Genomic DNA, 23,751 nt, shown 5'->3' on the forward strand with positions numbered 1-23,751 from the left:
TGGCTCATCTGGCACGTCACGATGATGTGCAAACCGATGTCCGCCGCCGCCGGCAGCAACGGGAACAGCGGCGCCATCGGGGGCACCACACCGCTCGCCGCGACGATCATGTGCCAGTCGTCGACCAGCAGCACGACGTCAGGACCGGTCCACCATGAGCGTGCCCGCAGCTGGGCCGTGGTCAGATCCGGCGGCGGCAACCGCTTCTGCAGATTGACGGCGAGCGCCTTGATCGCTGCCTCCAGCGTCGCGTTGTTGCGGTTGACCGCTCCCGCGTCGAGAAGGTGGCTCTCCGGCACGGCGTCCAGCAGGCCCGAGCGATAGTCGGCCAGCATGAACCGCACCTGCGCCGGGCTGTTGCGGGAGCAGATTGCTTGCGCCACCGCGTGGGCGATCCGAGTCTTGCCGGACTTCGGGGCCCCAAAGACCAACAAGTGCGGCGTCATGTGCATGTGGTTGTAGGCCACGGTCAAGTCCGACTCGCGGATACCGAGCGGCACGGTCCACCGCGTGCGGTAGTCGGCGTCTGGGCCGGGCGGATTCGGATCCAGCTCGTGTAGGTAGATGCGCTCGGGCAGCACCCGCACGAGCGGCGCCTGCTCCGTGTTCCTTGCCGCGACGATCTGCACGGCCTCCGATATCGCCGGCACCAGATTGTCGGCGCTGTGCACACCGTCTAGCCGGGGCACTCCCATCATCAGGTGATGCTTTTCCAGCGAGATGGCACGGCCCGGACGGTTGGCCGGAATCTCGCGGGTGATCCGGTCGATCTGGGTTTCATTCACGTCGCCGAGCCGGAACTCGATCTTCGTGCCCAGGTAGTCGCGGACACGTGATTTCAGCTCCGTCCAGCGCGGCGTCGAAATCACCGTGTGCACACCGAACGCGAGGCCCTGGCCGGCCAGATCCTGCACGACCGGCTCGAGGTCGGGGAACTCGGCCACGAACGCCGGCCAGCCGTCGATCACCAGGAACACATCGCCGAACGGATCGGCCGCCGCGGGGTGAGTCGGATCCTCGCGCATCTGGCGGTACGCCGCCATCGATCCGACGCGGTACTGCTTGAACATGCTTTCGCGTTGACGCAGAACGGCTTTCATTTCGGCGACCACGCGATTCACCCGGTCGGGTTCCGACCGGGTTGCGACACCGCCGACGTGGGGCAGATCTTCGAGATACATCAGACCGCCGCCGCCGAGGTCGACGCAGTAGAACTGGACCTGCGTCGGGGTGTGAGTGGCCGCTGCGGACAGCATCAGTGTCTGCAGGAACGTGGACTTGCCGGTCTGCGGGGCGCCACCGACGGCAATGTTCCCGGCGGCCGCCGACACGTCGATACCCCACACCTCCTGGCGATGCCGGCGAGGCTCGTCCATGATCCCAAGGCCGAACCGCAGCGGGCGCCGCTGGTGGTCGCGCTCGACGAGTTCGTTGACCGGTGTCGGATCGGCCAACGGCGGCAACCACATTCGGTATGCGCGAATCTCGCCCGTGGTCAGCTGGTCAAGCGCAACCTCGCGCAGCACGCGCTGTTCGGATTCGATCGTCATGCCTCGGCTCCCACTCGTCCCCTGCCCTCCGGGCGTGGGCCCACCGGTCCTCGCTTCGCTGCGATCCTCACTCGCGGTCGCCTTCGGGTCGTCACGATGTCACCGCCGTGTCGAGGATGGGGGCTGCGGTGAATTTATGGATCCGCATCTCGCTTTGGCTGTGGGTGCGGGGCTTGACCTCGCCGTTCTCCTGCACCGGCGCTGTGGGCACATAGGGCACCCCGGTGTAGACGCTGTGGAACTTGACCGGGTCTTCCATGCCCACTCGCAGGAACCCGACGCCGCTTTCCTTGTTCGTAATGTATTGCGCCTCAGGTGTTCCGATGACCGCTTTGGACTCCGCCGAGCTGGTGGTACGCAACGCGATGCGATACGTCAAGTTGGGCTCCAGCTTGTCGATCCGCACGCCGCCGGTGTTCAGCGACTGCGTTGCGAGCAGCAGGTGCACCCGCAACGACCGGCCGACGCGGCAGATCCGGTCGAACAGGCCGATGAAGTCGGGGTGGTTCTGCAGCAGTTCGGCGAACTCGTCGACGACGACGAAAAGGGTTGGCAGGGGCGGTAAGTCGGCGCCGCGTTCACGGTGCTTCTCGTATTCGGCCACACCCGAGAGCGCGCCCGCCGCGCCGACCTGCATACCGGCCTGACGCAGGATGGACTGTCGTCGGTCCAGCTCACCGGTCAGCACCTCGCCCATGCGGCTGACGAGCTCGGCTTCCTCTTCCATGTTGGTCACGACGGCCGCCGTGTGCGGCAGCTTCTCCATGCCCAAGAATGTCGAGCCGCCCTTGAAGTCGGTGAGTAGCAGGTTGACCTGATCCGGGTGATGAGTCGCGGCGAGCGACAGGATCAAGGTGCGTAGGAACTCCGACTTGCCCGAACCCGTTGTGCCGATGAGCATCCCGTGCGGGCCACCGCCGAACTCCGCACCCTCCTTGATGTCGAGATACATGATGTCGCCGGTCTTGAGTTCGTGGCCGAACGGGATCCGAAGGCGGTCGCGGTCGGTGTCGGTGAACATCCGCCACCGTGCCGGCGTCACTTCCTCGATGGTTTGCGCGCCGACCAGCTGATGCCACTCGGTGGCGACCTTCTTATGGACCCGCACGCTCTTGTCGATGATCGTGCCCGTGATCGACCAGCCGGCCAGCTTGCGTGCGACGCGTGTGGCCTGTTCCGGTGTCATCCGGTCGACCACCGACGTGACAAGGCGGAACGACTGGTTGGGCAGCTTGTCGTCGGCGGTCCCGTCGGCGTCGACGCGGATGCGGTACAGCGACCCGCGATGGTTACCCAGCGTGATGACCGTGACGCCGGCCCGGCCGTCAACAGGGAAACCCGCTTTGCCGCCGGAGAGGTCGACGACGACGACGTAGGGCCCGCTCGGGGTGGAGTCGGCGGTGTGAGGGCCGCGCGCGGTCAGGTCGCTCAAACCGTCTGGACGAGTGAACACCATCCGCGTGGCGCCCGCGGCATCGGTGTCGCTCTGGTGCTGGACATGCGGTAACCACTTGAGCCAGGACCAATTTGGATCTTCGGGGTTGTCCGTGAGCACTCGGATCTGCAGCAAGTCCGGCGGATGGAAGACCGCCAGGTGGCAGATCATCGCGGTCAGCAGCCCTGCCGCGCCCGCCGGGTCACCGCCGACGGCGATCGTCGGAAATGTCCGTAACTGCACCAGCTTCGGGCAATCGTGGATCAACCCGTGTGTGCGCAGGAACTTGGTCACCCACATGTGGCTCACCGGTTCGAGATGAGGCTGCGGCGCGCCTTGCGGTCCGGCCAGCTCTCCCCCGACGGCGGGCTTCAGCAACCGGTCGACCGCAGGCTCGGTGCCGATGCCGATCCGGGTGGCGGCGTAGAAGTCGGCGTTCACTTGCCGCGACCACTGGCGGTTGGTGCCGATGATCGACAGCAGATCATCGGGATGCGGGGCGTGATAATTGAAAAAGGTCACCTGCGCTGCAGCAGATGACGTCACGCGTGTCCGCAAGCCGGCGAGATATCGCAGATACTCCTTGCGGTCGGCGTTGATCTCGGGCACGCGCTTTCCGCCGGGACCGCCGCCGGCCATGAAGCCGACTGTTGCCATGATCATCATCAGCGGCATCATCAGCATGTACGGCGAGAGCTGCCGCACGCCCGTGAAGATCATGATCGCGATCATCCCGAGCATGCCGCCGCCCATCACCCACGGCAGAGCCTTCTGGATGCCCGACGGCGGAATCTCGATGCCAAGATCGTCCGGCGGTGTCACATTGATTTCGCCTGGCGTCAAACGCGGGCCACGTTTGATGATCGGGGTGAACTTCTTAGTGGTCATCAGCCGCCTCCGGCTTCGACTTTGCGGGGATTGGGGTCAGCGGGCAAGGTGTCGTGTTCAAGTAGTGCGGCCTGCTTTGAGAGCACGGGTCCGTCCACAAGAAGGCTGATCACCTGCCACGGCGCGGTTTTCGGTCCGGTCAGCCCGATCGACTTGGCGGTCTCCTCGTCGGGCAGCCCATACCGCACGCCCTGGGGGTCGATGTAGTACAGGCTCTCGCCGTAGCGGGGATCCGGTGACTGCAGGCGCACGAACTGGCCGCCGTCGATGTAAACGGTTGACTCACCACCGATCTGCTTGATGCCGGTGGTCAGCGCTGAGGACACGATCGGCAGGTGGCGGCCGCTGATCACGGTGACTTTCGGCGCCTGATCGCCCGGCTCGCGTTGCCACGCCCAGCACAGCGTCGGCGCGTCTTCGCGAAGCAAGACATCTAACGGCTTGTCCGGCAGCGGCGAGGCGTACACCTGCTCGGGAATCTTCGCCACCACACTGGCCTCCACCGACGGCGGTGAGATCAAGCCCCACGAATTGGTGGCTCGCAATGCCGCCGCGGTGGTGTCGTTGACCTTCGCCACACCGTCGGGAAGCACCACGTAGTGCTGGGGACCGGATTCCGTCAGCGCCTGGAACACTGATCCGATCACCAGATTGGGCGGCAGCCCAACGGTATTCGGTACACCGGCCGACGGAAATCCCGGCAGTTGCCAAGGCCCGGCGTTGGTCAGCGCGTTGAACAACCCGTCCGAAATCGGAGTCGCCTTGGCGGTAACCGGAATACCCACCGCCGACGTGACGGCGCGGTCCGCCAGATCGATGGCGTGGCGGCCGTTGTCAGTCACCAGCCAGTCGGCGCCCTTGAATGACACCAGTAGACCTTGGTCTGGGCGCATGGGCCCGACCGAGCCGTCGACCAGTAACGGACGCACGATCACCGACGTCTCCACGGTGGGGGCGACGCTCTCGGGCTTGGCGACGGTGTCGCACAGCGTCCACATCGACTGTGCGACACCCGAAACCGGGGTGGCATACGGGGCGCCGGGAATGCCGATGGGCTGGCCCTTGGACATCGAGTTCAGCTCGTCGGACTTCACCGCGACGGGACTGCCCGCGTTACCGAGTACCAGGCGCGCCGATGTCAGGTTGTACACAGGGCGCAGCTGGGACGTCCCCGGCATCACCACGTACAGCTGGTTAGTGCTGCGGTCGACGAGAAGGGTGTCACCGCCACGCTTTCCGAGCGGCTTGAAGTAGGCGAGTAGCGCGGCGCCCAGGCAGATCAGAACCGCGATGACGATCCCTGCCGACACCGCACGGCTGTAGAACTGCAGCGGATCGTCGAACATCCGGGTGTCCCGCCGCACGATCGCGTGCTCGACGCGGCGCAGCAGGAATCGCCAACCGCTGACCTGAACCTTGGTGGTAAGCCGGAAACTCGCCATACCTCACTCGCCGATGTTCAGGCGGGCGTGGATCGCTGATATCGCAGCGGCCATGTCCTCACCGTTGATCTCGCTGAGCTGCTCTACGCCCAGGCTGTCGAAGTCCACCGACCGAGCCAGCCGCATATCCCGGCTCTGCTCACCGGCCTCAACCAATTGCCGGGCGTAGCGACCGTTGCCGGCGATGTCGAGAGCCGGCTTGCCGTTGAGTGCTCGCTGACTCAACAACATGGCCGCCTCCAGCACCCTCTTGGAAGCCTCTTCGTCAAGTGCCGAATCATTAGCGGCGGCAATGACTTTCGCGATATCGACGATCTCGTCCGGGGTGTACGAGTCGAATTCGATGCGGGTCGCGAACCGGGACCGCAGCCCGTCGTTGGATTCGAGCAAGCGGTCGATGTCGGCGCTGTACCCCGCGATGATCACCACAAGGCGGTCGCGGTCGTTTTCCATCCGTGCGAGCAACGTGTCGAGCGCCTCGGTACCGAACGGGTCGGCGCGGCCGTCGCGCTCCTGCACCAGCGTGTAGGCCTCGTCGATGAACAACACACCACCGACTGCGCGGTCGATGGTACGGCTGGTCTTGACGGCCGATTGGCCTTCGTACTCGGCGACGAAATCCTTGCGGGAGGACTCGACGAGCTTGGGTTCCGAAATCACGCCGAGTCCGGCCAAGATGTTGGCCACCACTCGGGCGATCGTCGTCTTGCCGGTTCCTGGCGGGCCGGCGAAGATCATGTGCTTGGACGCCTGCGCGACCTTCATTCCCCGTGCGGCGCGGATCCTGGCCATCTGGGTCGCGGCACGGTAGGCCTCGATCTGCTCCTTGACCCTGCTCAGTCCGATCTGGCGGTCCAGCTCGGCCTGTGCGTCGGCGAGCAGCTTCTCCCGTCCCGACGTGTCGGCCACCATGCTGGTCGGATCCCACGGGTCGCGCCGAGAGGCGATCTTCTCCGGTGTCGTCGTCACCATGCGGTAGGTCGGATCTTTGAGCGCCGCAGCGACTTTGGGCTCCGGATGGGTCGCTTGAAGCCATTCCAGCAGCGCCAACGCGGCCTCTTCGTTGCCCTGGCTGCGGCGGGTCATCGCCAGGAACCAAGCAATCGCCGGTGCGCAGGCCTCGCCCGCCGGTGACGAATTCGATTCGGTCAGCCGACGTTCCGCCTCGGTGAACAGTCCGAGGTTGGCCGCCGCCACTCCGTGCGCGACGCCCGCAGCGGCCGCTAGGAACTTGTCCGGCCAACCACTGGCTCCCCTGACTTCATCGATCACGTCGGTCCAGCGCTCGGCCGCGCCGTAGATCACGGCCTTGACCCAAGACACCAAATGCTCAGCGCCGCTGGACGAGACGTCCTCCAACGCCTCCATCGCGTCTGCGTAATTGCCCACGGACGCTTCGTTGGCGGCGAAGCCCATCGTGATCGCGAGCGGCGAGTTGATCGGATAGGTGATGTCGCCGAACTGCCCACCGATCGGGATTCGCGCGTTGAGACTGTTCATCGAGATTTCGGCTGCGCCCGCGAGCTTGCCGAAGTTGGACCGGGAGTACCAGGCGCGGAACAACGTCACCCGATCGGTGTCGCCGCAGCGGATGCGGCCCACCCATGCGTCGCAGGCGGTTTCATCGATGGTCGTGATCTCGGTGAAGATCTCGAACGAACGCGCCTGGGCGCTGGGCAGCATGCCGACGGCACTACCGAACATGCTGGCAAGGTGCTCAGTCATGGCTACCTGCATATCGCGTCGAGAAGACCCGCGCCCGAGCGGCTTTCGCATCCTCGGGGGTCGGCAGATCCAGGTCACGGGTCAGAAAGTCACGCGTTGCCACGTCGTCGTGGCCGTGTTGACGCATGCCTTCGAGCACGTATGCGTACTGAGCGGACTGGGCATCATGGGTGGCCAGACCCGCGATCACGACGATCTCTTCAGCGAGATCTGCTTCCGTCATGTCGGTTACCTTCGGCGATAATTCGATCTGCTTGACACGGCCGTCCATAAAGGTCGTCACCGTTACGGTGCCCGGGGGATTCGTCACCGCGAACCCCGGTACGCCAACGCCGTCATCCTCCGCGTCGGTTGTTTGGTCGACGACGAACTCGTTCAGCGCATCAAGACCCGGTTCGTCCGGCTCTGCTTCTGGGACGGAAAAATCGAGCGCGGCCAGATCGTCGCGCTCGTCATCGGGGTTGTGTGGCCCAGTGTCAGCCACCGTCGCATGCCTTTCTCAATCGCACCTCAGTCCGCGTAGTGGTCCGCTTCGCTTTTCTCGAACCACGCGCCCGAGGGCAGGAATCCGATCAACCCGTCCAGGGCGCGCTGCAGGTTCTCTTGTGTACCGGGCAGAAAACTTCCGAACAGCTCGCCATTGACTCGGCGCGGAATCGACACGATGCGCCCGTGCCGCGAGTCCAGGACGCCGGCCGCGACTTCCGGGTGGGTGTAAGTGCCGCCGGGATGGCGTTCGTTCGCGGTGATTTCCACCCAGCTGGTGGGTTCGGAGATGGCGTCCGCATAGGTGCGCGCCGATGCCGGGGCGACGCCGTACTGCGAGAGCTGATTTGCGGTTCTGCATTCCGCCAATTTGCTCGCAACGCCGGTCAGCGGTTCCACGTCGGCCGCTGTCGCCGGCCCGAGCACCGTCGTCACCATGCCCGCCAGCCCGACTCGAGGCGCGACGCGCTGCAGCACGAGCATGTCACCGTCGCGCGCGGCAACGACATGGCGATCTCCCTTACGGCACACCACGAAGCGCACCATCTTGCCACCGACGTCACGCCGCCACCAGCGGCCTTCCAACGTCCGGTCGGCCCGGCTCAGGGTGTCGACCATTGCGGCGACCTCCGGGTGGGGTTCGCCGAACAGATCCAGTACGCCTTGCGCGGTGAGATCACGCGCGACCTGTTCCCAGACGATGTTGCGCAGGTCGACTTGCGGAATGTTGAGCCGGATGCCCAATGCGACGGGGAAATCCATCAGATTGAGGCGGTCGGCGATCACCAACATGCCGTCGATCGTTACCTCGACGCCGACGACGTCGTCGATGTGTGTGGCGCCGCGGTGCGGGGAGTGCGGGCTGCTCATGACTATCCCGTCCGCATCCGACTCTGCAGGGCGCTGTCGTCAGACATCAATCCCCTTCCTCTACGCCACGACCCCGCTGCGACGACCCGGTCGTCGGCCCCAAGTGGATTGTGTGAGTCAAACCTAACTGTGGCTGGAGCATCCGGCCGGTCGAGAGCCCACGAGCCTTATCACCGCGGCGCGTGGCACTTTGCCACGGCACGTGGGATAACACGACTGATCTATACACGCAAACCCCTTCGCCGGAACACAGCGTACCAGCGCATTGTGGCTGTTCCGTACAGCAATTTGGCGGTCCACGACGACGCCAATCCGCTGCTCCGGCGTAACTGTCAGCAAACTCTGGAGTTTGTTCTATTCATGGTTAGCTAACTACTCGGCTCGGATAGCGAATCTACTCAGCGGCGTGAGCTGCACTTGAACCGGGCGCCCCTGCGGGCCGCTTGCCAGGACTGGAGCCGCCCGTTGCCTGCTGCGGATTGCGTGCTCGTCACCGCTTGACATTGCCACGTCGCGATCGTTGATCATCGTTGGCGTCTATTTGCTGGCTGGCCATGGCGCACCTGGACGGCGTGCTTCGGGCTACTCGACGCTACGTAGTTGATACTTGAGAGTGGCCGACATTCGCGTCGTCTGACATCCGGAGGAGAGAACTGCAGTGACCGACCGCGACGACGCGCTGCGCCGAGAGCTTGGGTGGACCGGTCCAGAAGAGTCGGACTTCGAGCCGGACACAGGGCCGGCCGAACCGCCACCCCCCGCCGCTGCGCCGGTGCCGCGCAGGCCTCCGGTCGACTTCGTTCCCTCCAGGCCACCCGAAACCGTTGACAAGCCTGCACCCGCGGATGCGGCCGAGCCACTTTCCACCGGCGCGAACAGATTGCCGCCTGAACCGCCCGTGACTGGAGCACACCAGGAAAGTCCTCGCGGAACTGGCGAAGGACCCCCGCCACCGCCGTTTCACGATCCGGAACCTCCACGCGGCAGCTTCCGCGAGCCGCCGCATCTGGCTCCGCCCCCGCCACCGGCCCGTGACAGTCGGCAGTCCTCACCCCATGCCGGGCGCCCGGACAGCGGGCAGTGGGGACCGCCACCCGGTTGGCAAGCCCCGCGCCCGCCGCGCCCTCTCGCACAACAACCGCCGCACAGCCAGCAGCCGGCGAGTGGACGGCCAGGCCGGCCGTGGCCGGCTCACGGGTACGGGCAGGACGGCGGTGCGCCGCGGCCTGCACCCACCGGCTCCTACGCCGATCGGATCCGGGCAGACGACTTGGTGCCGCTGCGGCGCACCCCGCCGGCTCGAGGCTGGCGCCTCGCGCTCTACAAGGCCACGTTCGGACTGGTCAACTTGGGACAATCGCCCGACGAGATTCAGCGGGCCGAGTTGGTGGCAAAGATCAAGTCGGTCCTGCGCGGTCACTACAAGGTCGGCGTAATGGGCAAGGGCGGTGTCGGGAAGACGACCGTGTCGGCAAGCGTCGGTTCCGTATTCGCCGAGCTGCGGCAGGACGACCGCGTGGTCGCGATCGACGCCGACACCGCGTTCGGCAAGCTCGGCAGCCGCGTGGACCCAAAGGCCCAGGGCTCGTACTGGGAGCTGGCATCCGACCAGCATCTGGAGACCTTCGCCGACGTTCGTAGTCGGGTGGGCAACAACGCGGCCGGGCTGTTCGTCTTGGCGGGAGAGGGGACCCCCGCGCGGCGCCGTGTGCTCGACCCTGCGATCTATCGCGAGGCGACGACGAGGCTGGACCGGTACTTCACGATCTCCATCATCGATTGCAGTTCCACGATGGACACCCCCGTGACCCAGGAGGTGTTGAGGGACCTCGACGCGCTGATTGTGGTTTCGTCGCCGTGGGTGGACGGCGCCGCGGCGGCGGGTCAGACGTTGGACTGGCTGGCCGCCCGCGGTCTGACCGGCCTGCTGCAACGGACGGTGATCGTGCTGAACGATTCCGACGGGCATGCCGACAAACGGACAAGGTCGATCCTGGCGCAGCAGTTTGCATCCCAGGGTCAGAAAGTCATCGAGGTCCCGTTCGACGGGCACCTGCGGCCTGGCGGTGTCATTGACCGAACCAGCGAGATGTCTCCGGCGGCGAGACGCCGCTTCCTGGAGATCGCCGCCGCGCTGGCCGAGCATTTCCCGTCGCAGGATGACCGGAGCCGCGAGCGCTACTGACCTCCGCCCGTGTGGGGTGCTAATCGATCTGCTTGAGGAGTGATTCGATCGCGTCGATCGCTGCGGTCGAAACGGGTTCTTCTGCTTCGGCTTTGAGCAGATCCTCCTCGGAAACGCCTGCGGCTTGCGCTGTTTCGGCGATGGTGAGATTCGCGCGGCGCCTGATGGCGTATATCCGCTGACCCAGTGTGGCACGCGGCGCGCTCGCAGCACGCATGGTCAGGTCGTCGATCTGCCGTCGCACCGTACCCAGCGCTTTGATGAGCGCAGGCGTGACCCTGCTGATGCGGGTGGCGCGGGCGGCCACCGCCTCGAGTTTGCGCAAGTCGGCCAGGATAGCCGTCACACGTGGCGTGAAGTTGGAGTCGTCGACCGCAGGCAGCGCCTCGACCGCCGCGTCCAGAGTATGGACCGCGGTGATGACGGCCTGCGCAATCAACTGACCTTCGTCTGCGCCTGACGGGACTTCGCTATCGCTCTTGCGAGCGACTGGAACACCTTGACGCAGCCTCTCGATCGTCCCGGGCGGCCACTGCAGGACCTCCTCGAGCTTTGCTCGGGTCCGTTCGCGGGGCCAGCTGCGGCCTTTCTCGAAGGCGATCAGCGCGCCGGCGTTGATGATCCCGTCCGCGGCCAGGCTCCTCTGGCTGATGTCGAGTTCGCGTCGACGTGCCGCTGCGGCGGCCCCTGCGCGAGCCACTCTTTCGTCCAGGACATCGGACGGCTCAGCCGTCGGCTCCGCGTCTGTCATGTGCGGCGATTCCTCGTTGAATGGTGGCGTCAGAAGTTTCGCAATAGTAACCATCACCGCCTGTACTGCTACGCCTTGGGGCTCATGTTTTGCCGTATTGATATGTGCCGAAGCTACACCTTTCGAACGCTTAACCGTGTCGATGCTACGGATTGAATCTCGCTGGTTCGCGGCCCAGTTCTCGCAGGAAAGGCGCGCTATTCGCCGCTGTACTTTCCTTATGAGTTACACCGATGTCGTAAGCGCGGGCGACCACAGGTATGCAGCAACCATTGCATCGCTACGGTTTGTGCGCTACGGTTAGCTCCATCGCGGCGGTGACGCCGCAGAGCGTGCAGAGGAGCAACACCATGACCGAAGCAGAGTGGGACGAGACGCCGATCGGCGCGTGCACTCGAGATCCCGAACGGTGGACGACGCGGGCTGACGAAGAAGCCAAGGCCATCTGCCGGGCGTGCCCTCGTCGATGGCTGTGTGCGCGCGATGCGTGCGAGCTACCACGTGCGGAGGGCCTGTGGGCCGGGATCGAGATCCCGGAAGCCGGCCGTGGCCGCACGTTTGCTCTGCGGCAGCTGCGCAATCTCGCCGAGCGCAACGGCTATCCGATACGAGACCGCCGCCTGATCGCCGAATCCGCCTGACCCGCTGCTCGTTCGCCGCCGGTTTCGGGGGGTCGGCGGCGAACGGGCGGCGTCGAATCCGGTCCTACGACCGCCGGAATATCCCAGCACCCAGTGCCGTTGACCGATCCGACGGTGTCGGGCATGCCCCGGGCCCAACCAAAATCGTCGCTTCGAGCGACCACTTGCCGAGAGGCGCCATGGCGGCACCGTCCCGTCTTCCTTCCACCTACCAGGTATCGACGAATCGCCGTCGCGCGCGTCGATGATCCCCGGCGGTGGCGGCTGCCAGCGTCGCAGCGATCAGCCCGCGGGTATCCGCGGGATCGATGACGTCGTCGATCTCGAAGATCTGAGCGGCGTTGAGCGCCTTGGCATTCTCCTGCGCCGCGGCGGTTGCCTGACGTACGCGTTCTTCACGTTCGTCGTCATCGGGGATCGCCTCGAGCTCTTTGCGAAGGCCCAACCGGATGGCGCCCTCCAGACCCATCGGTCCGAGGTGTGCGCCCGGCCAGGCGACCGTGAGCAGCGGCTCGTGCAGGCTGCCACCCGTCATCGCCTGCGCGCCAAGGCCGTATCCGCGGCGCAGTACGACCGCGACCAGCGGCACCCGCATAGCGGCGCCGGCGACAAGCATCCGCGACCCGCGGCGGACTAGCGCCTCCGCTTCGGCTGCGGGCCCGACCATGTATCCCGGACAGTCCACGAGCGAGACAACAGGAAGACCGAACGCGTCGCACAGCTGCAGAAAACGCGCCGCCTTGTCGGACGCTGCCGCGGTGATCGCGCCCGCCGTCACCATCGTGTTGTTGGCGATGACACCTACCGCGCGACCTTCGATCCGAGCCAGTGCCGTCACCATTTCCGGCGCGAAGCGTGGTCTTAGGAATGTCACGGATCCGTCGTCAGCCAGCGTCTCGATGATGGGCGCGACGGGGTAGGCACGGCGGGCGCGTTCGGGAACGATTGTGCGCAAGCATGTTTGGTCGGGGACGTGACCCGGCGGCGTTGAACCCTGAAAATATCCGAGCAGCCTTTTGGTGACAGCGACGGCTTCGGCCTCGTCGTTAACGACGACGTCGACCACGCCGTTGGGCTCCTGCATGGAAATCGGTCCGACGTCGTCGGGGTGCACGTCACCGAGCCCACCGCCGGCGATCATCGCGGGCCCACCCATGCCGATCGACGTGTCCTGCGTGGCGACGATCAAATCGGAGCAGCCTGCAATCACTGCGTTGCCCGCAAAGCATCGGCCCTTGACGATCGCGATGCGCGGAACGACCCCGGACAACGCGGCCCATAGCTTGAACGCGCGGACGTCCAGCGCCGAGACAACGGGGTAATCGGTGTCGCCTGGTCGTCCCCCGCCGCCTTCGGCGAAGAACACGGTCGGTAGCCGCATCCGCTCGATCAGCTCGAACAACCGGTCCTTCTTGCGGTGACCGAGTGCGCCTTGCGTGCCGGCCAGCACGGTGTAGTCGTACGACAGCACGGCGCAGGCGCTGCGTTCGGCGCCGAAGAGGTCGCCGTTGATGCGGGCGGTACCAGCGACGAGCCCGTCGGCGGGCGTGCGCTCGATCAGGTCGGTGAGGTCACGGCGAAAACGCTGCGCCGCGATGGCGAAGCGCCCGTACTCGACGAACGAGCCGGCATCGACGAGATCGGCGATGTTCTCGCGCGCGGTGCGTCCGTTCGCGGCGTGCCGGCGTTGGACAGCGTCGGGTCGCGTCGAGTCCTCGGTCAGCGCTCGCCTGCGCAGCAGCTCGGCGTGATCGTCGCGAAGCGGCTCGTCAGGCATCGAGGTCTGCGATCGCCGCGGCGATCTGGTCGAGCATCACGTCGACCTGGTCCTCGTTGTAGCCACGCTTGCCGATCGGCGGCTTTCCGAACCGCACGCCACGCACGTCGTCTGCAGACAAGTGGCCGCGTCCGTCGAGCCGGCGGGCGACGAGAGCCAGGAAGTCGTTCACCGACTTGGGGTCGTAACCCCGCTTGTTCCACGGCGGCTTCTCGAACGTCGCGCCCCGAAGATCTTCTGCCGTCAAGCCGCCGTCGCCCATGGCGTCCGATGCTAGACACCACGCGGAGAAGTTATCCACAGGTTGCCGGCGGACGCCGCGATTCTGTCGGCCGTAGTGCTTACCGTGCGGACATGACGAACTGGATCAATACTGTGAGCCGCGACCACGTCGAGCGCGGGGTTCGCGGCCGTTTCACTCAGGCCAACCACGGCAAGCCGAACATGTTGCGCAAGATGGCGCGCGGTGACTGGATCATCTTCTACTCACCCAAGACCGTCCATCCCGACGGTGAGCCGCTGCAGGCGTTCACCGCCATCGGACAAGTCGCCGACGACGAGCCGTATGAAGCCGAGATGTCGCCCGATCTTCATCCGTGGCGGCGCAACGTCGATTTCCTCGAGTGCGCCGAGACGCCGATCCGGCCGCTGATCGAAGATCTGGACTTCATCGAGGACAAGTCCCGATGGGGGTACAAGTTCCGCTTCGGGGTGTTCACGATCAGCGATCGCGACTTCGAGGTGATCCGATCGGCGATGACGGGATAGCGGCCTAAGGGCTACGGTGACTCCGTGAGCAACACCGACACCGCGCCCACCGAAGTCGCCTGTGCAGCTTCGCCATTCGCCGGTGTGCTGCATCCCCGCGAGGTGCCGCTGGGTGGGCCGCGAGCCATCCGGGTGCGACGCACGCTGCCGCAGCGCGGGCGGTCGCTGATCGCCGCATGGTGTTTCCTCGACCACTACGGCCCCCATGACGTCAGCAGCGGCACCGGAATGGACGTCCCGCCGCACCCACATACCGGATTGCAAACCGTCAGTTGGCTTTTCAGCGGCGAGGTGGAGCATCGCGACAGTGCAGGCGTACATGCGACGGTGCGCCCCGGCGAGCTGAACCTGATGACAGCCGGCGCGGGCATCTGTCATTCGGAGGTGTCCACACCGGCGACGACGATCCTGCACGGGGTACAGCTGTGGGTGGCACTCCCCGACGCCGACCGTGACACGGGCCGTGACTTCGCGCATTACGTTCCACAGCCTCGCACGGTCCCGGGTGCCACGTTGCGGGTCTTCCTCGGTGAGCTCGCCGGCGACCGCTCCCCCGTGCATACCTTCACGGCGCTGCTCGGCGCGCAGATCGACCTCGACGAGAGCGCCGAGCTGACGCTGGACGTCGATCCAGCGTTCGAGCACGGCGTGCTGCTCGACCAGGGCAATGTCGAGGTCGCGGGCACGGATCTCGGCGTGGCCGACCTTGCGTTTCAAGGCGTGGGCAGTGATCGGTTGACCGTGACGAACCGGGGTGAGGGCCCAGCACGTGTACTGCTCCTCGGTGGTCCACCATTTCCCGAACAGCTGGTCATGTGGTGGAACTTCGTCGGTCGCAGCCACGACGACATTGCGGCGTACCGGCGATTATGGGAGGCCCACGACGACCGCTTCGGTGCGGTGCAGGGTTACCGGGGATCACGCCTGCCCGCTCCTGCCCTGCCCAACGCGACCCTGCGTCCGCGACCGAATCCCGGGGTATAGAGGACGTCATGACGACCGACAAGACGGGCGCACCGACGACCGTGACCCAGGAATCCGACCGCTTCAGCATCGCCGTCGATGGACGGAAAGTCGGTTTCACCGAGTACGCCGATCGCGACGGCCAGCGGGTCTTCCCCCACACTGAGGTCCGCGACGAGTTCGAGGGCCGCGGTCTGGCGACGATTCTCATCGGTGAGGCGCTGCAGTCCACCCGCGATGCAGGCTTGCGCATCGTCGCGGTCTGCCCGATGGTCGCCGCATACGTCGACAAGCACGCCGAGTTCGCCAACGTCGCCGACCCGGTTGATCGCGACATCAAACGCTGGCTGGCGAATTCTTAGGTGAGCTAGCCCGCTATCGTCGGTCGCGATGACCACCGAGGATCGCGCGACCGAATTCCCCGCTGCCGGCGGCGGGCCGTCAGCATTCTTCGTCGCCGATGGCGACACCTTCGTACCGCAGCCCATCGCTCGGGGTCCGTGGGGGCAGACGATCAGCGGCAACTACGTCGGCGGCATCCTCGGCCATGTCCTCGAACGTGACGCCGGCGATCCCGAGTTCCAGCCCGCGCGCCTCACCGTCGACCTGTTTCGGCCCGCCGCGCTGGCGCCTGTGCGCGTCGACACCACGGTCACCCGGCAGGGCCGCCGGCTCAGATTGATCGATGCCGTGATGACGCAATCCGACACGGTCGTCGCCCGCGCGAGCGGACTGTTTCTGCGTCGGGGCGAGCAGCCGTCCGACGAAATCTGGTCCTCGCCTATCACCATGCCGCCCGTCCCGCCCACACCTGATCCGATCCCGAGAGGCTTGGCGATGCTGGTGTGGACGTATGGCAAGAATGACCACACCCCGGGTCCCGGATTCGGACTCGAAGCCTGGGCGCATGCGGGACCGAAATACATCTGGGTGCGCGACATCAGGCCGTTGATCGACGGCGAACCGCTCACACCGTTTACCAGGGCCGCCATGGCCGGCGACATGGTCAGTTCGTTAACCCATTACGGGACAGACGGTTTGCAGTTCATCAACGCCGACTACACGCTGACGCTCAGCCGTCTGCCGGACGGGCCATACCTCGGGTTGGCGGCGTTGACCCACTACAGCCACGACGGGGTGGCGACCGGCACCGCCACCATCGTCGATCAGCATGGCCCGATCGGCAGCGGGGTAGCCAACGCATTGTCGAACCCCGGCTTCGACCCGCCGCATCCTTAACGCGGCGACAGGACCACCACGGGGATCTCGCGCTCGGTCCAGGCTTGGTAGTTGTCGAAGTCGGCGTAGAGCTCAACCAGCTTCGGCCACAGCCGCGCGCGCTCCTCGGGACCGGCCGTCACGGCGTGGACAGCGCGCCGATCGGCGCCGATCTCGACATAGGTGTCCGGGTTCGCAACCAGGTTGCGGTACCACTGCGGGTGCTCGGGGCGTCCGCCTTGCGATGCGACAATCACGACGTTGGGCCCGTCGAACATATAGAGCAATGGCGTGACGAAAACCTTGCCGGACTTGCGGCCGCGGTGCTCGAGCAGCAGCGTCGGCACCGGCTTGCGAAAACCTGCGCCGATGCGCCACTTACCGCCGATCTTCCCGCCAGAGCGCCGGTACACCCACACGTGCGCCTTGCCGGCGTACTTGAAGATCTTCGGCAGCAGCGGCGAGTCCAGCTGCTTGGGACGTTCCTGCGGCATCAGAGGTATTCCGCTGTGCTGCCGCCGACCGGCATCGCCGGCATACCGAGCTTGCGGTGGTCCCAGCTGCGCATCCGCTGCGGCACCACCCGCACGCAAATGCGGTTGTTCATCATCTGGTCGATGAACGGGCGCATCTCGTCGGTGTAGGGCCCGGTGTAGCGCTCCCAGACGCTAATCCCCACGCGCAGAATGGTTTCCGGGTCGTCAACGATTTCGGCGTGCCCGTCGATCGATACCCCGCGCAGCGTGTCGTAGCTCTGCCCATCATCGATCATCACCGTGATCGTCGGGTCGCGACGCAGGTTGACGGCCTTCTGCGATTTCGCCTTGGTCTCGAACCAGATCTCGCCGTCGACGACCGCGTACCACATCGCAACCAAGTGCGGTCGGCCGTCGGGCAGCACGGTGGCCATCGTCGCGGTCCGGCTGCGTTCGATGAATTCCGCGATCTCGTCATCGGTCATGACGATCTTCGCGCGTTCGTTGTTGCCCACGCCTAATGCCTATCAGGCCCCGACGGCGGTGACCGTCACCGGGATGCCGTTCAGCGCCCCGTTTCCCGACGGCTCGTCGATGAACGTCGGCGGGGACAGGACATTCGTGTTCACACCCGGCCAGCCATTGGCGATCGTCATGCGCGTGCCGGCACGGCGCGGCCAGGCATCGGTGCCCACACGATCATGGACGTCATCGCCGGCGGCGCCTGGCACGCGGTGTGTGTACGCCGCGTCAAAGATGTCGACACCGCGGCCAACGAGTTGGCCGAGCTGGTGCTGCGTGGAGTGCTCAGCTCTTCGTCAGCATGACGTACTGCGCAGCGATCTGCTGGCGTGCATCCAGCAGATTCTTCGAAGTCGTCTCGATCGCGTACTTGTCGGCCGCCCCCAGGCAGTAGAAAGTCTTGTCCTCCAACTGAAGACAGCGGCTACCCGGTAGGTTCACCACGGCGTCGGCGGGCTGCGACGTCGGTTGCAGCTCTGCGAAGAATCCGTCGACAATCTTGGCCGCTGCCCCAGCGTCCTTCGTCTGGTAGACATTCGTCTTCGCCATCGCCACCAGATCCGTCCCAGTCTCCGCGAACAGTTTCGACGAGCGCGCCGGATCGCTTTGGAACTGCAGCGCACCGCGCTGTTCGTATGTCGTGTTCTGGACGACGGTGGCCTCTTTCTCCGGCACCGGCAGCGTGCGCGCCAGCAGCCCGGTCGGGTCGATCGAGATGTCGGCGAACTCCGAAGGATCGGTCGCCCGGAATTTGTCGATCAACGGTCCTTGCATATCAAGGGTTTTCGCCACGAGTCCAACGGCCACATCGTTACCGTCGGCCACCTGAGCCAGCTGCATGAACACATACGGGCCGTGCGCAGTGAACGCGCGCACCGCCGCCCACTTCTTGCCGGTCTTGTTCTCGGTGACGGAGTAACTCGCCGCCTGCGCGTCGGGATGGCCTGGGATCGTGGCCCGTTGTACTGGCGGAGTCCCCGTCTGTTGCGCGACCTCGCCGAGATCGGTTGCGGCCGCTGCGGCCGAACCATCGTCGCCGAACCGCAGCACAGCGTTCAGCAGGATCTTCTGCCCCTCGGCGGCGCGCGACGATGCAAACCCGTTGATGAAGTCGTGCCGGCCCACAGCCGGCGCGAACTGCTCCGGCCCGATCAGGGTCAGCGCGTCGGGACTCTTCAACACCATCGCGCCCAACCCGAACCACTTCGTCAGCGTGGGATCGACCTCCCACGGGCCGACGACGTTGTTGGCCATCCGCTGCGCCTCGACCAACGCGCCCCGCATCGGATTACCCGCGCCTCCCAGCGGAGCGCTCGGTTCTGTCGGGTACGGGCCGACATCAAGCTTGCTTATATCCACGGATGGCGCTGGCGGAGCTTTCTCCCCCTTTACCGCGGAGCCTTCCACCGCCGTGGAGCACGCTGAAACCAGAGTCACAACCGAAACAAGCGCAATACACGCGAGCCGCATTCGCAAGAAGCTACCGTGCGCGCAGCCAAATACCACGCGCCGCCGGCGCGATGTCCAAACCAATTGAGGCCGAGGCGAGTTGTCGGACTCGCTCAGTCGGTAGAGATCTGCAGAACCGTTGAACCGAGCGAGCCTGTGAACCGTCTATACGTTGCCTGGACGCCTGCTGAGCCGGGTGGTCCTCAACTGTCACGAAGGAGCGCGATGAGCAACGTTGTGCAACAGGTGAACCCGCGAACGAATCCACTGGCGGTCGTCGCTTTAGTGCTGGGCATTGTTTTCCCCCCGTTTGCCATCCCGATCGGGCACGTCGCGCGAGAGCAGATCCTCCGGACCGGCGAACGGGGCGACGGACTGGCGCTGGCTGGTCTTGTACTCGGCTACCTAGGGCTCATCGCGGTAGTGATTGCTGCCATCGCGGTCATCGCCTACAGCATGTAAGGCACGGTTGCTGGCGATTCCGCACTACGTCGTGGTGCGTGCACTCACCGTGGCGTCGATGGTGGCAGTCGTCGGGGCTTGGTTCGCCGTCGTGATCACCGGGCGTCACCCCCGGTCTCTGTTCAACTTCAGCGCGGGCGTCCTGCGCTGGAATTGCCCAGTGATCGCTTACGCATTTCTGCTGGCGACGGACAAGTACCCGCCGTTTCCGCTTGGTACCTGACGAGATCCGTAGACGTCAAACCCACGAAACACCAAGGCCACGAAGCCTTTTGGATTCGTGGCCTTGAAGCTGCAGTTGGTAGAACCGCTCTTTGTGTGGGCGAAGGGGGACTTGAACCCCCACGTCCCGAAGGACACTGGCACCTGAAGCCAGCGCGTCTGCCATTCCGCCACTCGCCCCAACAACCGGGGGAGCCTATCACGCGACGCACCCGGCTCCCCAACCGTACCGGTGCTTATTGGGCCCTGCCAGCAGCCGGTCAGTAGATCAAGATCATGCAGCTGACCTGGCTCGATTCGATTCTCAGAATTCTGTTGGTCCCTCAGCGCTGCGCTGGGCCGATACCATGCAAGTACGCGATGTGGCCACGCGACACGCTGGGCTGCGGGCGCGTGAGCAGGATCGACGGAAACTACGAGTGAGGCGGGCGGTGATATGGGTCTGGCCGACCGCATCGAGCGCAAACTCGAGTCCACCGTCGGCGACGCGTTCGCCCGGGTTTTCGGCGGATCGATTGTGCCCCAAGAAGTAGAAGCCATGCTTCGCCGCGAAGCCGACACCGGCGCACGTGAGGTGCTGGGCGGACATATTTTGGCCCCGAACGACTACGTCATTACCCTCAGTGTGCCTGACTATCAGAAGGTGAGCGCCGACCCGGACCTCACATCGACTGCTTTCGCCAAGCACTTGGAGGGATACATCCATGAGCAGGGGTGGCAAACGTATGGTGATGTGGTCGTCAGATTTGAGCAGTCACCGAACCTGCACACCGGACAATTCCGCGCGCGTGGTGCGGTCAATCCCGACTCGACCGCTGGCGAACCCGCCGCAGACCAACCCCATCGTGCGTTCACCGCAGAACCAGGAGTAGCACCGATGACCGACAATCCGACATACCGCGGCGGCCAGGGACAGGGCAGGCCCGCCGACGAGTACTACGACGACCGGTACGGCCGCCACGAGGAGGATCCGCGGGGCCAGGAACCGCGCGGTCAGTACCCCCCACCAGAGCAGGGCGGCTACCCGGCGCAGGGCGAGCCGGGCTATCCGCCACGCCAGTCTTACCCCGAACAAGGCGGCGGCTACCCCGACCAGGGCGGTTATCCCGACCAGGGCTATCCACCGCAGTCATACGAGCAGCGCCCGCCCGCGGGGTACGGCCCTCCGGCCGGCGGCGGGTATCCCGATCAGGGCTACCGGCAGCAGCCCGGCGGCTACGGCCCTCCCCCGGGCGGCCAAGCCTATGGCGCACCAGGCGGCGATTACGACCACGGCCGCCCTCCCGGCCCGGGTCGTCCCGACGATGGCTACAGCCGTGCCGAGCCGCGGCCGGCCTACCCAGACCAAGGCGGCTATCCCGATCAGGGTGGCTACCCGGATCAGGGCGGCTACGGCGGCCAGTCCTACGGCAGGCAGGACTACGCCCAGCCGGATTACGGACGCTACGGCGAGCCCACAGCGGGCGGCGGTTACGGCGAGCCGGGCTATGCCGAACCTGCAGGCGGCGGATATGACTACGGCCCGCCTGCAGGCCAGGGCGGCTACGCCGGAGGCTACGGCCAGGGCGAGTACCCGGCCGGTGGCACCGCCGTCACACTGCAGCTCGACGACGGCAGCGGCCGGACCTACCAGTTGCGTGAAGGTGCCAACGTGATCGGCCGCGGCCAGGACGCACAGTTCCGGCTGCCGGACACCGGTGTGTCCCGGCGTCACCTGGAGATCCGCTGGGACGGCCAGGTCGCGCTGCTGTCCGACCTCAATTCGACCAACGGCACAACGGTGAACAACGCGCCGGTGCAGGAGTGGCAGCTCGCAGACGGCGACGTGATCCGGCTGGGCCATTCCGAGATCATCGTCCGAGTTCACTGAGGGCTTCTGCCGGTCGAAGGGGAGGGTGAAGCTGATCGCTTCCCCCTCACGTCGAACGCCGTCCAAGTATCGTGACGTTGCCGATGGTGGCTGAACTTATTGTGGTGCCGACGCGACGAGAACGGGACGGGGACGGAGAGGACGTCAGATGCAGGGGTTAGTACTGCAGCTGACGCGCGTCGGTTTCCTGTTGTTGCTGTGGCTGTTTATCTGGTCGGTACTTCGGATCTTGCGAACAGACATCTATGCGCCGACCGGAGCGGTGATGGTGCGGCGGGGACTGGCGTTGCGTGGATCCTTGCTGCCCAATCGGGGCCGCCGCCACGTCGCGCGTCAGCTCATCGTGACCGAGGGCGCGTTGGCAGGCACCCGCATCACGCTGGGTAGCCAGCCGGTGCTGATCGGCCGGGCCGACGACTCCACATTGGTGCTCACCGACGACTACGCCTCGACGCGCCACGCCAGGCTGTCCCCGCGAGGTTCGGAATGGTACGTGGAGGACCTAGGATCGACCAACGGCACATACCTTGACAGGGCGAAGGTGACGACGGCGGTACGCGTTCCGATGGGCACGCCGGTTCGAATCGGCAAGACGGTAATCGAGCTGCGCCCGTGACACTTGTCCTTCGATACGCCGCTCGCAGCGACCGTGGTTTGGTCCGCGCTAACAATGAGGACTCCGTCTACGCGGGTGCACGCCTGCTCGCCCTGGCCGACGGAATGGGTGGGCACGCCGCAGGCGAAGTCGCGTCCCAGTTGGTGATCGCCGCGCTCGCCCATCTCGACGACGACGAGCCGGGCGGCGACCTGCTGTCCAAGCTCGACGCCGCGGTGCGCGAAGGCAACTCGGCCATCGCCGCTCACGTGGAGGCCGACCCCGAGCTCGAAGGCATGGGTACGACGCTCACGGCAATCCTGTTCGCAGGCAACAGGCTTGGGCTGGTCCACATCGGCGACTCCCGTGGCTATCTTCTGCGCGACGGCGAGCTCAACCAGATCACCAAGGACGACACGTTCGTCCAGACGCTCGTCGACGAGGGCCGCATCACCGCCGAGGAGGCGCACAGCCATCCGCAGCGGTCGCTGATCATGCGCGCGCTGACCGGGCACGAGGTCGAACCCACGCTCATCATGCGCGAGGCGCGTGCCGGCGACCGCTACCTGCTGTGCTCCGACGGGTTGTCCGACCCGGTGAGTCACGACACCATTCTGGAAGCGTTGCAAATTCCCGACGTGGCCGAAAGCGCCGACCGGCTGATCGAATTGGCGCTGCGAGGCGGCGGCCCCGACAACGTCACCGTGGTGGTGGCCGACGTCGTCGACTACGACTACGGCCAGACGCAGCCGATCCTGGCCGGCGCGGTTTCCGGCGACGACGACCAGGTTGCCCCACCCAATACAGCGGCGGGCCGCGCGTCAGCGTTTAACCCGCGCCGTAACACGGCCAAACGTGTTGTGCCGCAACCAGAAGAAGAGCTTCCGCGGCGGCCGCGGTCACGCCGTCGCATCCTGATTGCCGCGGCGCTGGTGGTTCTGGTGGCACTAGCAGGTCTGGCCATTGGCCGCGAGATCGTACGCAGCAACTACTACGTCAGCGAACACGACGGCACCGTGTCGATCATGCGGGGTGTTCAGGGGTCTTTTTTAGGCCTAGCGCTTCAGGAGCCTTATCTGTTGGGTTGTCTGAACGCGCGAAATGAGTTGTCGCTCATCAGCGCCGGCCAAGCCAAGAACAACCTCGACTGCCACCTGCTCGGCGTCAACGACATGCGCCCGTCGGAGCGAGCGCAGGTCATCGCCGGACTGCCGTCGGGCACTCTGGACGACGCCATCGCCCAGATCGAGGAGCTCGCCCGTAGCTCCGTCCTGCCGGCGTGCGCCCCGCGGACGCCGACGCCCACCACCACGACGACTTCCCATCTGCCGGAAACGCCCGCCAATCCCGGCATTCCCGAACCAGGCAGTGAGACACCGGCTCCCGAGACTCCCACCACAGTGACTGCGCCCGCACCCCCACCGCCCGGGCCACCCCCAGCGCCGGCGCCGCCAGC

General features: G+C 65.7%; 25 protein-coding genes and 1 tRNA gene. 12 read left to right on the plus strand and 14 right to left on the minus strand.

What is annotated here, in order from left to right:
• The 6 genes from eccCb to VJV41_RS17985 all read right to left on the minus strand — a co-directional run.
• On the minus strand, positions 1-1,550 hold a 1,550-nt coding region (eccCb, locus tag VJV41_RS17960; RefSeq protein WP_325336082.1), incomplete at its 3' end, for a type VII secretion protein EccCb.
• A 91-nt stretch (positions 1,551-1,641) separates the two neighbouring features.
• Complete coding sequence (eccCa, locus tag VJV41_RS17965) at positions 1,642-3,873, minus strand: type VII secretion protein EccCa (RefSeq protein ID WP_325336084.1); 2,232 nt, start codon at positions 3,871-3,873, stop codon at positions 1,642-1,644.
• The gene (eccB, locus tag VJV41_RS17970) at positions 3,873-5,315 is read right to left on the minus strand and encodes a type VII secretion protein EccB (protein ID WP_325336086.1); all 1,443 of its coding nucleotides are present in this window, start codon (positions 5,313-5,315) and stop codon (positions 3,873-3,875) included. Before eccB ends, eccCa begins: the two co-directional genes overlap by 1 nt.
• Positions 5,316-5,318: 3 nt before the next feature.
• Positions 5,319-7,040: a type VII secretion AAA-ATPase EccA gene (gene eccA / locus VJV41_RS17975; protein WP_325336088.1), complete on the minus strand. Its 1,722-nt coding sequence runs from the start codon at positions 7,038-7,040 to the stop codon at positions 5,319-5,321.
• The gene (locus VJV41_RS17980) at positions 7,033-7,524 is read right to left on the minus strand and encodes a YbaB/EbfC family DNA-binding protein (RefSeq protein WP_325336090.1); all 492 of its coding nucleotides are present in this window, start codon (positions 7,522-7,524) and stop codon (positions 7,033-7,035) included. The genes eccA and VJV41_RS17980 overlap by 8 nt, the downstream gene beginning before the upstream one ends.
• Before the next feature lie 26 nt (positions 7,525-7,550).
• On the minus strand, positions 7,551-8,396 hold the full coding sequence (locus tag VJV41_RS17985) for an ESX secretion-associated protein EspG (RefSeq protein ID WP_325336092.1): 846 nt from the start codon (positions 8,394-8,396) through the stop codon (positions 7,551-7,553).
• Between the two features lie 658 nt (positions 8,397-9,054).
• Here VJV41_RS17985 and VJV41_RS17990 point away from each other — a divergent pair.
• Positions 9,055-10,581 (plus strand): MinD/ParA family protein, encoded by a 1,527-nt coding sequence (locus VJV41_RS17990; RefSeq protein WP_325336094.1) that lies wholly within the window; start codon positions 9,055-9,057, stop codon positions 10,579-10,581.
• Between the two features lie 19 nt (positions 10,582-10,600).
• Here the strand turns inward: VJV41_RS17990 and VJV41_RS17995 are convergent, their stop codons facing one another.
• Positions 10,601-11,332: a transcriptional regulator gene (locus VJV41_RS17995; protein ID WP_325336096.1), complete on the minus strand. Its 732-nt coding sequence runs from the start codon at positions 11,330-11,332 to the stop codon at positions 10,601-10,603.
• A 350-nt stretch (positions 11,333-11,682) separates the two neighbouring features.
• Here VJV41_RS17995 and VJV41_RS18000 point away from each other — a divergent pair, with 350 nt between their 5' ends.
• Positions 11,683-11,973, plus strand: coding sequence for a WhiB family transcriptional regulator (locus VJV41_RS18000; protein ID WP_325336097.1), 291 nt, complete (start codon positions 11,683-11,685; stop codon positions 11,971-11,973).
• Positions 11,974-12,181: 208 nt separating this feature from the next.
• Here the strand turns inward: VJV41_RS18000 and VJV41_RS18005 are convergent, their stop codons facing one another.
• Positions 12,182-13,750 carry an acyl-CoA carboxylase subunit beta gene (locus VJV41_RS18005; RefSeq protein ID WP_325336099.1) on the minus strand — a complete coding sequence of 523 codons (1,569 nt, stop codon included), beginning with the start codon at positions 13,748-13,750 and terminating at the stop codon, positions 12,182-12,184.
• Positions 13,743-14,012, minus strand: coding sequence for a DivIVA domain-containing protein (locus tag VJV41_RS18010; RefSeq protein WP_325336101.1), 270 nt, complete (start codon positions 14,010-14,012; stop codon positions 13,743-13,745). Before VJV41_RS18010 ends, VJV41_RS18005 begins: the two co-directional genes overlap by 8 nt.
• Before the next feature lie 92 nt (positions 14,013-14,104).
• Between VJV41_RS18010 and VJV41_RS18015 the strand changes: the two genes are divergently transcribed.
• From VJV41_RS18015 to VJV41_RS18030, 4 genes are read left to right on the plus strand one after another with little or no spacing between them, the layout of a single operon-like run.
• Positions 14,105-14,518, plus strand: coding sequence for an EVE domain-containing protein (locus VJV41_RS18015; protein ID WP_325336103.1), 414 nt, complete (start codon positions 14,105-14,107; stop codon positions 14,516-14,518).
• 24 nt (positions 14,519-14,542) lie between these two features.
• Positions 14,543-15,502, plus strand: coding sequence for a pirin family protein (locus VJV41_RS18020; RefSeq protein WP_325336105.1), 960 nt, complete (start codon positions 14,543-14,545; stop codon positions 15,500-15,502).
• 8 nt (positions 15,503-15,510) lie between these two features.
• Positions 15,511-15,843, plus strand: a complete 333-nt coding sequence (locus tag VJV41_RS18025) for a GNAT family N-acetyltransferase (protein ID WP_325336107.1) — start codon at positions 15,511-15,513, stop codon at positions 15,841-15,843.
• A gap of 28 nt (positions 15,844-15,871) precedes the next feature.
• Positions 15,872-16,720 (plus strand): acyl-CoA thioesterase domain-containing protein, encoded by an 849-nt coding sequence (locus tag VJV41_RS18030; protein WP_325336109.1) that lies wholly within the window; start codon positions 15,872-15,874, stop codon positions 16,718-16,720.
• Here the strand turns inward: VJV41_RS18030 and VJV41_RS18035 are convergent.
• The 3 genes from VJV41_RS18035 to VJV41_RS18045 are packed head-to-tail and all read right to left on the minus strand — an operon-like array spanning position 16,717 to position 17,870.
• Positions 16,717-17,193: a nitroreductase family deazaflavin-dependent oxidoreductase gene (locus VJV41_RS18035; RefSeq protein ID WP_414684988.1), complete on the minus strand. Its 477-nt coding sequence runs from the start codon at positions 17,191-17,193 to the stop codon at positions 16,717-16,719. The two genes, VJV41_RS18030 and VJV41_RS18035, sit on opposite strands and share 4 nt — an antisense overlap.
• Entirely contained in the window at positions 17,193-17,690 is a 498-nt protein-coding gene (locus tag VJV41_RS18040) for a PPOX class F420-dependent oxidoreductase (protein WP_325336111.1), read from the minus strand. Before VJV41_RS18040 ends, VJV41_RS18035 begins: the two co-directional genes overlap by 1 nt.
• A gap of 12 nt (positions 17,691-17,702) precedes the next feature.
• Positions 17,703-17,870: a hypothetical protein gene (locus tag VJV41_RS18045; protein ID WP_325336128.1), complete on the minus strand. Its 168-nt coding sequence runs from the start codon at positions 17,868-17,870 to the stop codon at positions 17,703-17,705.
• Between the two features lie 6 nt (positions 17,871-17,876).
• On the opposite strand from VJV41_RS18045, the gene VJV41_RS18050 reads away from it, so the two are divergent.
• Complete coding sequence (locus VJV41_RS18050; RefSeq protein WP_325336113.1) at positions 17,877-18,002, plus strand: hypothetical protein; 126 nt, start codon at positions 17,877-17,879, stop codon at positions 18,000-18,002.
• Here the strand turns inward: VJV41_RS18050 and VJV41_RS18055 are convergent.
• A complete protein-coding gene (locus tag VJV41_RS18055) occupies positions 17,983-19,056 on the minus strand; it encodes a DUF7373 family lipoprotein (RefSeq protein WP_325336115.1) in 1,074 nt (357 codons plus the stop codon). The genes VJV41_RS18050 and VJV41_RS18055 overlap by 20 nt on opposite strands.
• A 315-nt stretch (positions 19,057-19,371) precedes the next feature.
• On the opposite strand from VJV41_RS18055, the gene VJV41_RS18060 reads away from it, so the two are divergent.
• Both VJV41_RS18060 and VJV41_RS18065 read left to right on the plus strand, forming a co-directional pair.
• Positions 19,372-19,608: a DUF4190 domain-containing protein gene (locus VJV41_RS18060; protein ID WP_325336117.1), complete on the plus strand. Its 237-nt coding sequence runs from the start codon at positions 19,372-19,374 to the stop codon at positions 19,606-19,608.
• A gap of 7 nt (positions 19,609-19,615) precedes the next feature.
• Positions 19,616-19,831, plus strand: coding sequence for a DUF4389 domain-containing protein (locus tag VJV41_RS18065; protein ID WP_325336119.1), 216 nt, complete (start codon positions 19,616-19,618; stop codon positions 19,829-19,831).
• A gap of 96 nt (positions 19,832-19,927) precedes the next feature.
• Here VJV41_RS18065 and VJV41_RS18070 read toward each other — a convergent pair.
• Positions 19,928-20,010, minus strand: a tRNA-Leu gene (locus VJV41_RS18070).
• Between the two features lie 256 nt (positions 20,011-20,266).
• On the opposite strand from VJV41_RS18070, the gene VJV41_RS18075 reads away from it, so the two are divergent.
• From VJV41_RS18075 to VJV41_RS18085, 3 genes are all read left to right on the plus strand, one after another.
• Complete coding sequence (locus VJV41_RS18075; protein ID WP_325336121.1) at positions 20,267-21,700, plus strand: FhaA domain-containing protein; 1,434 nt, start codon at positions 20,267-20,269, stop codon at positions 21,698-21,700.
• A 148-nt stretch (positions 21,701-21,848) separates the two neighbouring features.
• Positions 21,849-22,316 carry an FHA domain-containing protein FhaB/FipA gene (locus VJV41_RS18080; protein ID WP_325336123.1) on the plus strand — a complete coding sequence of 156 codons (468 nt, stop codon included), beginning with the start codon at positions 21,849-21,851 and terminating at the stop codon, positions 22,314-22,316.
• Positions 22,313-23,751, plus strand: a 1,439-nt coding sequence (locus tag VJV41_RS18085; protein WP_325336125.1) for a PP2C family protein-serine/threonine phosphatase, incomplete at its 3' end; no start/stop codon positions are given. The genes VJV41_RS18080 and VJV41_RS18085, both read left to right, overlap by 4 nt.

The sequence above is a fragment of the Mycobacterium sp. genome, from assembly GCF_035274705.1.
Lineage (GTDB): Bacteria > Actinomycetota > Actinomycetes > Mycobacteriales > Mycobacteriaceae > Mycobacterium.